The 12,834-nt window shown below is 70.0% G+C and carries 11 protein-coding genes; 10 read left to right on the forward strand and 1 reads right to left on the reverse strand.

Annotation, left to right across the window (positions count from 1 at the left end):
- Positions 1 to 6: 6 nt before the first annotated feature.
- Complete coding sequence (locus tag QZ772_RS15010; protein ID WP_043114793.1) at positions 7 to 348, forward strand: hypothetical protein; 342 nt, start codon at positions 7 to 9, stop codon at positions 346 to 348.
- Positions 349 to 370: 22 nt separating this feature from the next.
- Here QZ772_RS15010 and QZ772_RS15015 read toward each other — a convergent pair whose 3' ends face one another.
- Positions 371 to 1,273, reverse strand: coding sequence for a LysR family transcriptional regulator (locus QZ772_RS15015; protein ID WP_295527780.1), 903 nt, complete (start codon positions 1,271 to 1,273; stop codon positions 371 to 373).
- Positions 1,274 to 1,395: 122 nt separating this feature from the next.
- Between QZ772_RS15015 and QZ772_RS15020 the strand changes: the two genes are divergently transcribed.
- The 9 genes from QZ772_RS15020 to QZ772_RS15060 all read left to right on the forward strand — a co-directional run.
- Positions 1,396 to 3,522 carry a 3-hydroxyacyl-CoA dehydrogenase NAD-binding domain-containing protein gene (locus QZ772_RS15020; protein WP_295527783.1) on the forward strand — a complete coding sequence of 709 codons (2,127 nt, stop codon included), beginning with the start codon at positions 1,396 to 1,398 and terminating at the stop codon, positions 3,520 to 3,522.
- Between the two features lie 195 nt (positions 3,523 to 3,717).
- On the forward strand, positions 3,718 to 4,914 hold the full coding sequence (locus QZ772_RS15025) for an acyl-CoA dehydrogenase family protein (protein WP_295527785.1): 1,197 nt from the start codon (positions 3,718 to 3,720) through the stop codon (positions 4,912 to 4,914).
- Positions 4,911 to 6,053, forward strand: a complete 1,143-nt coding sequence (locus tag QZ772_RS15030; protein WP_295527787.1) for an acyl-CoA dehydrogenase family protein — start codon at positions 4,911 to 4,913, stop codon at positions 6,051 to 6,053. The genes QZ772_RS15025 and QZ772_RS15030 overlap by 4 nt, the downstream gene beginning before the upstream one ends.
- Positions 6,050 to 7,249 carry a CaiB/BaiF CoA-transferase family protein gene (locus tag QZ772_RS15035; protein WP_295527791.1) on the forward strand — a complete coding sequence of 400 codons (1,200 nt, stop codon included), beginning with the start codon at positions 6,050 to 6,052 and terminating at the stop codon, positions 7,247 to 7,249. The genes QZ772_RS15030 and QZ772_RS15035 overlap by 4 nt, the downstream gene beginning before the upstream one ends.
- A gap of 68 nt (positions 7,250 to 7,317) precedes the next feature.
- Complete coding sequence (locus QZ772_RS15040; RefSeq protein ID WP_295527794.1) at positions 7,318 to 9,264, forward strand: acyl-CoA synthetase; 1,947 nt, start codon at positions 7,318 to 7,320, stop codon at positions 9,262 to 9,264.
- 47 nt (positions 9,265 to 9,311) lie between these two features.
- Complete coding sequence (locus tag QZ772_RS15045) at positions 9,312 to 10,319, forward strand: tripartite tricarboxylate transporter substrate binding protein (RefSeq protein ID WP_295527796.1); 1,008 nt, start codon at positions 9,312 to 9,314, stop codon at positions 10,317 to 10,319.
- Positions 10,320 to 10,521: 202 nt separating this feature from the next.
- The gene (locus QZ772_RS15050) at positions 10,522 to 11,715 is read left to right on the forward strand and encodes a patatin-like phospholipase family protein (RefSeq protein WP_295527799.1); all 1,194 of its coding nucleotides are present in this window, start codon (positions 10,522 to 10,524) and stop codon (positions 11,713 to 11,715) included.
- Between the two features lie 62 nt (positions 11,716 to 11,777).
- On the forward strand, positions 11,778 to 12,275 hold the full coding sequence (locus QZ772_RS15055) for a CHRD domain-containing protein (protein ID WP_295527802.1): 498 nt from the start codon (positions 11,778 to 11,780) through the stop codon (positions 12,273 to 12,275).
- A 9-nt stretch (positions 12,276 to 12,284) separates the two neighbouring features.
- Positions 12,285 to 12,834: response regulator transcription factor (locus tag QZ772_RS15060; protein ID WP_295527805.1), on the forward strand; the 550-nt coding region annotated here is incomplete at its 3' end.

Genomic DNA, 12,834 nt, shown 5'->3' on the forward strand with positions numbered 1-12,834 from the left:
GAAGCCATGAACGACAACAACGACAACGACAACCTGCCGGGTGGTGCCGGCTTCGAACCGTCCGCCAAGCTGGCGTTCGACCTCAACCTGGCGCTGTACCTCGACCTGGTGGCGCTGCTGGAGCGCAACGGTGTCGTCAGCTACCGCCAGATGGCCGCCCGCGTGCTCAACATCAGCATGAATGCACGCGAAGACGGGAATCAGCCGCTGGCCTCGGCGCTCGAAGGCATCGCCCAGGGCTTCGCCGGCCGGGGCGACGGTCTGTCCATCGACACGCTCAAGGTGGCCGGCGACGTGCGCAACGACGAAGCCATGGGCGACATTCCCATGCGGCCCGAAGGGCTCTGATTCCTGGCCTGAGCGGGCCACCTCATCGGCGCCGGCCCGTCTCTTTCACGCGTTCGAGCAGGAAGTCGATGAACACCGTCGTCGCCCGCGTGTGGTGGCGGTTGGGCATGTACAGCATGTACATGTGGTTGCCGAAGATCGACAGGCGCCATTCGTCCAGCGTGGTCAGCACCTCGCCGCGGTCCACGGCGTTGCGCACCACGTAGTCGGGCACGATGCCCACGCCCAGGCCGGCTTCGATGGCCTGGCGCAGGAACTCGAAGTTCTCCGAAATCAGCGTCGGCTCCAGCAGCACCTCGTGCCGCTCGGCGCCCAGGTAGGCCGCCACGCGCAGCTGGCGGCCGATCACCATGGCCGTGATCAGCGGCGACTGCCGCAGCGCCTCCAGCGACTGCGGCAGGCCGTGGGCCTGCGCATAGGCCGGTGAGGCGCAGGCCACGTAGCGCACCCGGCCCAGGTCGCGCGCCACCAGGTTCTGCGGCGGCTCGGACATCACGCGCACCGCGATGTCCACCTCGCCCTGCAGCAGGTCTTCCACCCGGTTTTCGAACACGACGTCCAGCACGATGCCGGGGTACTGCCGCTTGAAGTCGATCAGCCAGGCCGCCATCACCTGCTGGCCGTAGCCGCTGGGCACCGACAGCCGGATGCGGCCCTGCAGGCTCTGGCCCAGCATCTGCACCGACTCGCGCGCAGCCAGCAGCTCGTCGCGGATGGCGCGGCCGTGCTCGTACAGCCGCTGGCCAATTTCGGTGGGCTCGATGCGGCGGGTGGTGCGGCGTAGCAGTTGCTGGCCCAGCGTGCGTTCGAACTGGGCCAGGCGGTAGCTCACGTTGGCGCGGCTCATGCGCAGACGGCGCGCTGCCTCGCTCAGGTTGCCGGCTTCGATGATCTCCACCAGCAAGGAGAGCATGTTCAAGTCCATCGTCAAATCCCATTTGACAGTCTGTCAAGCAAGCGGCGGATTGTCATCCACGGCGAGCGGGACAAGAATGCGCAGGTGCCGGCGCAATGCCGGCTTGTGCCTTTCCCGGAGACAGCTGCCTCATGACATCGACCCCCGCCACGCCCGCCGACGCCGTCCGCCACCAGATCCAGGGCGAGATCCTGCAGATCACCGTCGACAACCCGCCCGTCAATGCGCTCTCGGCCGCGGTGCGGCGCGGCCTGCTGGCCGCCATCGAGGCCGCGGACGCCGAGCCGCGCGTGAAGGCGGTGCTGATCGTGGGGCAGGGCGCCAACTTCATCGCGGGTGCCGATATCCGCGAGTTCGGCCAGACGCCGCAGCCGCCCTCGCTGCCGGAGGTCTGCAACCGCATCGAGGCCTGCAGCAAGCCGGTGGTCGCCGCGCTGCGCGGTGCAGCCCTGGGCGGCGGCCTGGAGATCGCCATGGCCGCCCATTACCGGGTGGCACTGGCCGATGCCAAACTGGGCCTGCCCGAAGTGCAGCTGGGCCTGATGCCAGGCGCTGGTGGCACGGTGCGCGCACCGCGCCTCATCGGCGCCGGAGCCGCTCTGGAGTTGATGCTCAGCGGCCGCCATGTGAAGGCCAAGGAGGCCCTGTCCCTGGGTCTGGTGGACCGCCTGGCCGACGGTGACGACGCCGTGGCTGCAGGCTTGGCCTACTCGCAGGCCCTGCTGGCCGCCGATGCATCGGTGCGCCGCACCCGCGATGCGCAGGGCCTGGCCGATCGCACCGCCGCCCAGGCCGCCATCGAGGCGGCCCGCGCCGACACCGCCAAGAAGTCGAACAACCTGTTCTCGCCGCACAAGATCGTCGAGGCCGTTCAGACCGCGCTCGACAAGCCTTTCGACGAAGCCATAACGCTGGAGCGCCAGGCCTTCATGGCCTGCATCGACAGCCCGCAGCGCGCCGGCCTGATCCATGCCTTCTTCGCCGAACGCGAAGTGGTCAAGGTGCCCGAGGCGCAGGCCGCGCAGCCGCGCAGGCTGGACAAGGTGGGCATCGTCGGCGGCGGCACCATGGGTGCGGGCATTGCCGTGTCGGCGCTGGACGCCGGCCTGCCGGTGGTGATGGTCGAGCGCGACGAGGCGTCCATCGCCCGCGGCCAGGCCAACGTCGAGAAGGTCTACGACGGCCTGATCAAGAAGGGCCGCATGACGCCCGAGGCCAAGACGGCCGTCATGGTCCGCTTCAGCGGCAGCACCGACTACGCCGCCTTCGCCGACGTGGACCTGGTCATCGAGGCCGTGTTCGAGGACATCGAGGTCAAGAAGGCCGTCTTCAAGGAGCTGGACCGCGTCTGCAAGCCCGGCGCCGTGCTGGCCACCAACACCTCCTACCTGGACATCGACGCCATCGCCGCCAGCGTCTCGCGTCCGCAGGACGTGATCGGCCTGCACTTCTTCAGCCCGGCCAACATCATGAAGCTGCTGGAGATCGTAGTGCCGGCCAAGGTGAGCGCCGACGTGGTCTCCACCGCCTTCGCGCTGGCCAAGAAGATGAAGAAAGTGCCGGTGCGCGCGGGCGTGTGCGACGGCTTCATCGGCAACCGCATCCTGGCCGTCTACAAGCAGGCCGCCGACTACATCATGGAAGACGGCGCGAGCCCCTATGAGATCGACGAGGCCGTGCGCGGCTTCGGCTATCCGATGGGCCCCTTCCAGGTGACCGACCTCGCTGGCGGCGACATCGGCTGGGCCACGCGCAAGCGCCGCGCCGCCACGCGGGACCCCAAGGCCCGCTATGTCGAAGTGGCCGACCGCGTGTGCGAACGCGGCTGGTTCGGCCAGAAGACCGGCCGCGGCTTCTACCTGTACCCCGAGGGTGCCCGCACCGGCCAGCCCGATCCCGAAGTGCTGGCCATCGTGGACGCCGAACGGCAGAAGAAGGGCATCACGCCGCGCAAATTCACGCCCGAGGAAATCATGCGTCGCTACATGGCCGCCATGGTCAACGAGGGCGCCAAGGTGGTCGAGGAGGGCATCGCCCTGCGGCCGCTGGACGTGGACGTGACCTTCCTGTACGGCTACGGCTTCCCGCGCTTTCGCGGCGGTCCGATGAAGTACGCCGACATGGTCGGCCTGCCGAAGGTGCTCGACGACATCCGCACCTTCGCCAAGGAAGACCCGCTGTTCTGGAAGCCGGCGCCGCTGCTGGAGAAGCTGGTGGCCGAGGGTCGCGACTTCTCGAGCCTGAACCAGGCGCGCTGAGCCACGGCGCGCTCTGTCCACCCGAAACCGTTCGGGCTGAGCTTGTCGAAGCGGGGGCGTCAGGTGCGAGCCCTTCGACAAGCTCAGGGCGAACGGCTCAAGCGACCGGCGCCGGCCGCCTCACTTTCAGTTTTCTCAGAGCATGTGTCCATGTGCCATCGGGCGCAGGGATGCGCTCACCTTCAAGGACCACCGATGGACCTGACATTCACGGCCGACGAAGAGGCTTTCCGCAGCGAGGTGCAGCAGTTCCTGCACGACAGGCTGCCCCACCGCATCGCCGACAAGGTCAAGCGCGGCCTGCGCCTGACGCGCGAAGACATGGCCGAATGGCACGGCATCCTCAACGAGCGCGGCTGGCTGGCCAACCACTGGCCGAAGCAGTACGGCGGCCCGGGCTGGGGCGCGGTGCAGAAGTTCATCTTCGAGAACGAATGCGCCCTGGCCGGCGCGCCGCGCATCGTGCCCTTCGGCGTCAACATGCTGGGGCCTGTGCTCATCAAGTACGGCAGCGAGGCGCAGAAGCAGCACTGGTTGCCGCGCATCCTGAGCGGCGAGGACTGGTGGTGCCAGGGCTACTCCGAACCCGGCTCGGGCTCGGACCTGGCCTCGGTCAAGACCACGGCCGTGCTGGACGGCGACCATTACGTGGTCAACGGCCAGAAGACCTGGACCACGCTGGGCCACTACGCCAACATGATCTTTTGCCTGGTGCGCACCAACCGCGAGGCCAAGGCCCAGTCGGGCATCAGCTTCCTGCTGGTCGACATGGATTCGCCCGGCGTGGAGGTGCGGCCCATCATCACGCTGGACGGCGAGCACGAGGTCAACGAAGTCTTCTTCACCGACGTGCGTGTGCCGGCCGCCAACCTCGTGGGCGAGCAGGACAAGGGCTGGACCTATGCCAAGTACCTGTTGACCTACGAGCGCACCAACATCGCGGGCGTTGGCTTCTCGGTGGCCGCGCTGGAGAAGCTCAAGCGCATCGCCGCCAAGGTGCAGCGCAATGGCAAGCCGCTGGCGCAGGACCCGCTCTTCGCCGCGCGTCTCGCCAAGGTGGAGATCGACCTGGAGAACATGAAGACCACCAACCTGCGCGTGATCGCCGCGGTGGCCGGCGGCGGTGTGCCGGGGGCGGAAAGTTCCATGCTCAAGATCCGCGGCACCGAGATCCGCCAGGAGATTTCGTCGCTCGCACGCCGCGCCATGGGCCCCTATGCGCAGCCCTTCATCGAGGCCGCGCTGCACGCGGGCTGGGACGAGGCCGCCGTCGGCCCGGAGGAAGCCGCGCCGCTGGCCGCCCAGTACTTCAACAACCGCAAGCTGTCGATCTTCGGCGGCTCCAACGAGATCCAGAAGAACATCATCTCCAAGATGATCCTCGGCCTATGAACTTCGAACACACCGAAGACCGCCGCATGCTGGCGGACTCCCTGGACCGCTTCATCGCCGACCAGTACGGCTTCGAGGCGCGCGACAGCATCGCAAAGAGCGACAAGGGCTTCAGCCGCGCGCACTGGGCGCATCTGGCCGAGATCGGCGCCGTCGGCGCGTTGCTGCCCGAGGCGGTGGGCGGCTTCGGCGGCACCGGCTTCGACGTGGCCGTGGTGTTCGAGAGCCTGGGCAAGGGCCTGGTGGTCGAGCCCTTCCTCGGCGCGCTGGTGGTGGGCCAGGCCCTGGCCGCCGCGGGCAGCGAGGCGCAGCAGGCGCGCGTGGCCGGTCTGGTGGATGGCAGCACCTTCGCCGCCCTGGCGCATGACGAGCCCGGCTCGCACTACGAGGCCCACCGCGTGGCGACGCGAGCCGTGCGGCAGGGCGACGGCTGGCGCCTCGACGGCGCCAAGGCCGTGGTGGCGCTGGGCGCCCAGGCCGACCTGCTGCTGGTCTCGGCCCGCACCGGCGGCGGCATCGACGATGCGCAGGGAATTTCGCTCTTCCTGGTGCCCGGCGACGCGCCCGGCCTGCTGCGTCGCGACTGCCCACGCATCGACGGTGGCCGCGTGGCCGAGCTGACACTGGAAGGCCTGCAACTGCCCGCCGATGCGCTATTGGGTGCGGAAGGCGAGGGCGCGGCCCTTCTGGAGCGTGCCACCGGCTGGGGCGTGCTCGCCCTGTGCGCCGAGGCCCTGGGCGCCATGGAAGTCGCCAAGCGCGACACGCTCGAATACCTGCGCACCCGCAAGCAGTTCGGCGTGCCCATCGGCAGCTTCCAGGCCCTGCAGCACCGCATGGCCGACCTGCTGCTGGAAGTGGAGCAGGCGCGCTCGGCCGTCATCAACGCCGCGGCCGCCATCGACGGCGGTGACCGTCTGGCACGCGAGAAGGCGCTGTCGGCCGCCAAGTACAGCATCGGACGCATCGGCACCTTGGTGGCCGAAGAGAGCATCCAGCTGCATGGCGGCATCGGCATGACCTGGGAGCTGCCGCTGTCGCACTACGCCAAGCGTCTGGTCATGATCGACCACCAGTTTGGCGACGAGGACCACCATCTGTCGCGCTACATCGCGCTGAGCGCGGAGTTGGCGGCATGACGATGCGCCTGCCGCTCGAAGGCGTGCGCGTGCTGGATCTCTCACGCGTGCTGGCAGGCCCCATGTGTGCCCAGGCCCTGGGCGACCTGGGGGCCGAGGTGATCAAGGTGGAGCATCCCGGCCGCGGCGACGACACGCGCGACTGGGGCCTGCGCGTGGGTGCGCGCAACACCAGCTACTTCAACAGCGCCAATCGAAACAAGCGCTCCATCGGCATCGACCTGGGTACGGCAGAGGGACAGCGACTGGCGCGCGAGCTGGCTGCGAAGTGCGATGTGCTGATCCAGAACTTCAAGTTCGGCGGCATCGAGAAGATGGGCCTGGGCTACGAGGACCTGCGCGCGCTGAACCCTGGCCTGGTGTACTGCTCCATCACCGGCTACGAGCGCGGCGGCGCCGAGAAGGCCCGCCCCGGCTACGACCTGGTGGTGCAGGGCGAGGCCGGCCTGATGGCGCTCAACGGCGAAGAAGGGCAGGGCCCACTCAAGTTCGGCGTGGCGGCGGTGGACATGTTCACCGGCATGTATTCGGCGCAGGCCATCCTGGCGGCACTGTTCGACCGCCAGCGCACCGGCCACGGCCGGCATGTGGAGATGGCGCTGTACGACTGCGGCCTGATGATCACCGCCTACTACGGCATGGAGGCGCTGCTGCAGGGCGGGGACCCGCCCAAGTACGGCAATGCGCATCCGTCCATCGTGCCTTATGGCGTGTTCGACGCGGCCGACGGACCGGTGGTGATCACCGTGGGCAACAACACGCAGTTCCAGCGCTTCTGCACCGACGTCATCGAGCGGCCCGAGATGGCCGTCGACGAGCGCTATGCCACCAACCTTGCGCGCTCGCGCAACCGCCACACGCTGCTGCCCGAGTTGCGCGCCGAGCTCGCCCGGCGCCCGCGCGCACTGCTGCTGGAACGCATGCGTGCCGCCGGCATTCCCTGCGGCGAGGTGCTGGGCCTGCTGGAAGCGCTGCAGTCCCATCGCACCGCGGATGCTGGGTTGCTCACCCGCTATGCCGAGGGCGACGCGCAGGAGGTGCCGGTGCTGGCGCCGCCCTACCGCCTCGACGGCACCCGCGTGCCCGTGCGTCGTGTGCCGCCGGGCCTGGCCCAGCACACCGAGGACGTGCTGGGCGAGTTGCTCGGCATGGACGCGGACCGCATCGCGGCGCTGCGACAGTCCGGCGCGCTCTGACGCAACCCGTCCCGGGCGCTGGCCGCCCCCTTCGACCACACGGTCCCAAGAGACCAGGAGACATGACCATGCCCTCGACTGCGCGCGCTGCCTCCGGCGCCGCCACCACCGCCGAATGGCCACCGCGGCATCTGCCGCTGGCCGCGCCGTTTCCCGTGCGCAGCCGGGCCGACATCGCGCGCCTTGCGGCCACGCCGCTGGCCCAGGCGCTGCCTGCGCGCAGCACCTACGAGCTGATCCGCAATGCGGCGCTGGCTTTCGGCGACAAGGCGGCGCTGACCTTCCTGCGCGACGGCAACCCCGACACGCCGCCACTGCGCTGGACCTACGCCGAACTGCTGGCGCGCATGCACCAGACGGCCAATGCGCTGCATGCGCTGGGCCTGGGCCCCACGGACACCGTCGCCGCTCTGTTGCCCGGCTGCCTGGAATACCACCTGGCCCACTGGGGCGGTCAGGCGGCCTGCATCGTGCAGCCGCTCAACCCGCTGCTGACCGAGGACAAGCTGGCGGCGCTGCTGCAGGCCACCGGTGCGAAGGCGCTGATCGCCTACGGTGCGCCGGAGGACGCCGACTACTGGGCCAAGGCCCTGCGGCTTCAGGCGCGCGTGCCGGGCCTGCAGCATGTGCTGCGCGTGGCGCCGCATGACGAGGCGCCCGCGGATGCGCCCGTGCTGCCGCCCGGGGCGCTGCACTTCCAGGAGGTTCTGGCAGCCCAGCCCGACGACCGTCTGGTGAGCGGTCGCGTGATCGCCGCCGAGGACGTGGCGGCCTGCTTCCACACCGGCGGCACCACGGGCGCGCCGAAGCTGGCACTGCACACGCACGGCAACCAGGTCTTCACGGCGTGGGCCAGCGTGGTCACCCAAGGCACGAACAGTGCGGACGTGGGCATCGCGGGCTTTCCGCTGTTCCATGTGGCGGGTGTGCTGCCGGGCGCGCTGGCCTCGCTCTCGACCGGCGCCGAGATCGTGATCCCGACCACGCTGCTGATGCGCAACCGTGAGGTGGTGCGCAACTACTGGAAGCTGGTGGAGCGCTACCGGCCCACCGTGCTGGCGGCCGTGCCCACCATGCTGGCGGCGCTGGCCAATGTGCCGCTGGACGGCGCCGACATTTCCTCCATCACCTATTGCCGCACCGGCGCGGCGCCGCTGCCCGCCGAACTGGGCGCGCGCTTCGAGCGGCTGTTCGGCCTGCATGTGCACGAGAGCTTCGGCATGACCGAGATGGCCGGCATCAGCAGTGTCACGCCGCGTGGCGTGCATGCGCCGGCCGGCTGCGTGGGCTTCGTGCCGCCGCATGCGCAGGTGCGCATCGTGGCCCTCGATGCGCAGGGCGGCGCGAGCGAGCGCGAGGTGGCGCCGGGCGAGACCGGCATGGTGCTGTTCAAGTCGCCCAATGTCTTTCCGGGCTACCTGGACCCACGGGACTCGGCCAAGGCCTTCACGCCCGATGGCTGGCTGGCCACGGGCGACCTTGGCCGGCTGGACGAGCAGGGCCTGCTGCACCTGGCCGGCCGTGCCAAGGACCTGATCATCCGCGGCGGCCACAACATCGACCCCGGCATGCTGGAAGACGCCCTGGGCGCGCATCCCGCCGTGCAGACCTGCGCCGCCGTGGGTGCGCCCGATGCCTATGCGGGCGAGCTGCCGGTGCTCTTCGCCACGCTGCGGCCGGGCGCCGAGGCCACGGAAGCCGAGCTGCTGGCCTTCGCCAGCGCCCGCGTCGACGAGCCGCCGGCCCGGCCCAAGTGGGTGGCGGTGCTGCCGGCCCTGCCCACCACCAACGTCGGCAAGATCTACAAGCCCGAACTGCGGCAGATGGCCGCCGTGGCGGTGGTGCGGCAGATCGTGGCGGGGCAGGGCGAAGACGCAGGCGCCGCGCGCATCGAGCCGGAGGCCGCGGCCGACGTGGCCGTGTACCTGGGCGCCGGCTGTACCGACGCTGCGCGCGAAACGCTGCAGGCCGCGCTGGCGCCCCTGCCCGTGAAGGTGCACCTGCGGGACGGCTGAACACCGCCCGACGATTTCAAGTGGAAGCAAGAAAAGGAGACAAGACCATGACCTCGATCCAACCCTTCGGCCTGAACCGCCGCCACCTGCTGCGCGCCACGGCCGCAGCGGGCGCAGCCGGCCTGCTGCCTCTGGCGCAGGCCCAGTCCAGCTGGCCCGACAAGCCGATCCGCTTCGTCGTGCCCTTCAACGCCGGCGGCGCGACCGATATCGTGGCGCGACTGCTGTCGGAAAAGCTCGCGCCGAAGCTGGGTCAGCCCATCGTGGTCGACAACCGTGGCGGCGCCGGCGGCATCCTGGGCACCGACATGGTCGCCAAGGCCGCGCCGGACGGCAGCACCTTCACCGTGGCGCTCAGCACCTCGCTGCTGATCAACCAGTTCCTCTACAGCAAGCTGCCCTACAGCCCGCAGAAGGACCTGGCCCTGGTTTCGCAGGTGGCGGTGGCGCCGGTGGTGCTGGCCGTGCATCCCAGCGTGCCGGCCAAGAACGCGCAGGAGCTGCTGGCCTACGTGCGCGCCAACCGCAGCAAGGTGTCGTACGGGTCCTGGGGCATCGGCTCCTATGCGCACCTGGGCGGCGCCTTCATGAGCCGCAGCCAGAACGCCGACATGGCCCACGTGGCCTACAAGGGCGAGGCCCTCATGCTGCAGGACCTGATCGGCGGCCAGATCCAGATGGCCTTCGCCAGCGCCCTGGGCGCCAAGCCGCATGCCGACACCGGCCGTCTGCGGCTGATCGGTGTGACGGGCGAGCAGCGCATGGAGATCCTGCCGCAGCTGCCCACGCTGGCCGAGCAGGGCATGCGGGAGGACGCCTACCGCATCGTCGGCTTCGTCGGCATGGCGGCTCCGGCGCGCACGCCGCCGGAGATCGTGCAGCGCATGTCGCGCGAGGTGCAGCAGCTGTGCGAGCAACCCGAGGTCCGGGCCCGCATCGTGGCCATGGGCTTCTCGGTGGCCGCGTCCACGCCGGAGGCCTTTGCCGCCGCCTACAAGCGCGACGCGCCGGCCTGGGAGGCGCTTGTGAAGGAGTCGGGCGCCAGCCTGGACTGAGCGCCTGAGCGCCTGAGCGCCTGAGCGCCTGAGCGCCGGGGCGACGGGGCGACGGGGCGGCGACGGCGCTTTCGAGCGGGAGCTGGAGCGCGCCGCCTGCCCGCAGGGCCCGATTTGCCGAGGTCGGCTGGCAGTCAAGGGCGTGGTGTCCAATGCGGACATGGCTGCCCGACGAATCCCGACCCCCTCTTCCGTTTCAACCATGCCGGCCGAGCCATCGGGCAGGACGCCGGCGGAGGCGGCCAGTGACGGCCGGACGGTCCGCGCTCTGGTGCTTCAGGGCGGCGGCGCACTCGGCGCCTACCAGGCCGGTGTGTATGAAGGCCTGTCCAGCGAGCACCATGCACTCGACTGGGTGGCGGGCGTCTCCATCGGCGCCATCAATGCGGCGCTGATCGCGGGCAACCCGCCCGAGCGGCGTGTCGAGCGGCTGCGTGAGTTCTGGCAACTGGTCTCGTCGGCGCCGGGCCAGCAACTGCCCATCTGGGCCGGCGAGCGCCGGCTGCTCGCACAGTTCAGCGCCAATGCGGCGGTTGCGATGGGCATTCCTGGCTTCTTCTCGCCGCGCATCGATCCGACGCTGCTCTTGGGCGGAGCGGCGCCGGTGTTGAGCTACTACGACACGTCCGCGCTCAAGTCCACGCTGGAGCGGCTGGTGGACTTCGATCGCCTCAACGAAGACGGCATCCGCGTGTCGGTGGGCGCGGTCAACGTGCGCAACGGCAACTCGGTGTACTTCGACAACCACCGCGTGCGCATCGGACCGGAGCACATCATGGCCAGCGGCGCGCTGCCGCCGGGCTTTCCGCCGGTGCACATCGACGGCGAGGACTACTGGGACGGCGGCATCGTCTCCAACACGCCGCTGCAGTACGTGCTGGACGAACACGAACGCAACCGCCGCCTGCTGGTGCTGCAGGTCGACCTGTTCAGCGCGGTGGGGCCGATGCCCACCACGCTGGCCGAGGTGACCGCCCGTCAAAAGGACATCCAGTACTCCAGCCGCACCCGGCTCAACACCGACGTGCTGGGCGCCAACGTCAACCTGCAGCAGGCCCTGGCCGGTCTGCTGGAGCGCCTTCCGCCCCAGATGCTGGAGGAGCCCGGCCTGCGCGCCTTGTGCCAGCACCTTCGCAGCGCGCCCATCGACATCGTCCACCTCATCCACCGACCTGCGGAGTGGGAGCAGGACGCCAAGGACTACGAGTTCTCCCGCCTGGCCGTGGACGCGCACTGGGCCGACGGGCTGCGCGACATGCGCCACACCCTGGCCCATCCGGAATGGCTGCAGCGCCAGGTGCAGGGCGGCGGCGTCACCACCTACGACCTGGCCCGGCCCGACCATGCGCGCGTGCGCCGGCCCGGCACGGGGGTGGACGCGGCGCCTTCCCCCTGAGGCCGTCGGCGTACCGCCGTCCCCGGTTGGCCCCGCCGCATCGCAGTGATAAGGTCGCCCGCATGCCTGCTACCTCGCAACTCCCTTCCCGTCGCTTCCTCGGCCTGGGTCTGCTGGCCGCCGTGCTGGCTGGCTGCACCTCGGTGCCGCTGGACGTGCCGACGCCGGCGCCCCGGCCCCAGGCGCCGCGCGAGCCGCAACTGGCGGCCTTCAGCACCCGCCTGGATGGCCGCAATCAGGTGCCGCCCGTGGCCAGCATGGGCACCGGCACGCTCGATGCCGTGCTCGACAAGAGCACCGGCCTGCTGCGCTGGCGCCTGGCATACAGCAACCTGAGCGGCCCGGTCACTGCCGCACATTTCCACGGGCCGGCGCTGATCGGCATGAACGCACCGCCGGTCATCACCATCGACGCCTCGCCCAACCGGGCGCCGGAAGGCCGGGCCAACCTCACCCCCTCGCAGCAGGCCGAGCTGCTGGCCGGTCGCTGGTACGTGAACCTGCACACGACGCGCTATCCCGACGGCGAGCTGCGCGGCCAGCTCATCGAGCGCCGCTGACCCCGCGCCATGCGACTGCTCCTTCTGGAGGACGACCTCATGATCGGCGAGGCCGTGCTCGACCTGCTGCGCGCCGAGCACTATGCCGTCGACTGGGTCAAGGACGGCGAGGCCGCGGAGTCGGCCCTGCGCACGCAGGACTACGACCTGGTGCTGCTGGACCTGGGCGTGCCCCGCCGCGATGGCCTGGAAGTGCTGCGCGGCCTGCGTGCCCGCAAGCAGCGCATGCCGGTGCTCATCACCACCGCGCGCGATGCCGTGCAACAGCGGGTCGAAGGCCTCGATGCCGGTGCCGACGACTACGTGCTCAAGCCCTATGACCTCGACGAGCTCCTGGCCCGCATCCGCGCATTGCTGCGCCGCGCCGCCGGCCGGGCCGAGCCGGTGTACGAGCACAAGGGCGTGAGCCTGAACCCCGCCACGCACGAGGCCACCGTCGACGGCAAGCCGATGGTGCTCTCGGCCCGCGAATGGGCGGTGCTGGAGGCGCTGATCGCCCGGCCCGGCCTGATCCTGTCGCGTCCCCAACTGGAAGAAAAGCTCTACAGCTGGAAGGACG

It is taken from the genome of uncultured Pseudacidovorax sp. (assembly GCF_913773995.1).
In the GTDB taxonomy this organism is placed as follows: domain Bacteria; phylum Pseudomonadota; class Gammaproteobacteria; order Burkholderiales; family Burkholderiaceae_C; genus Xenophilus.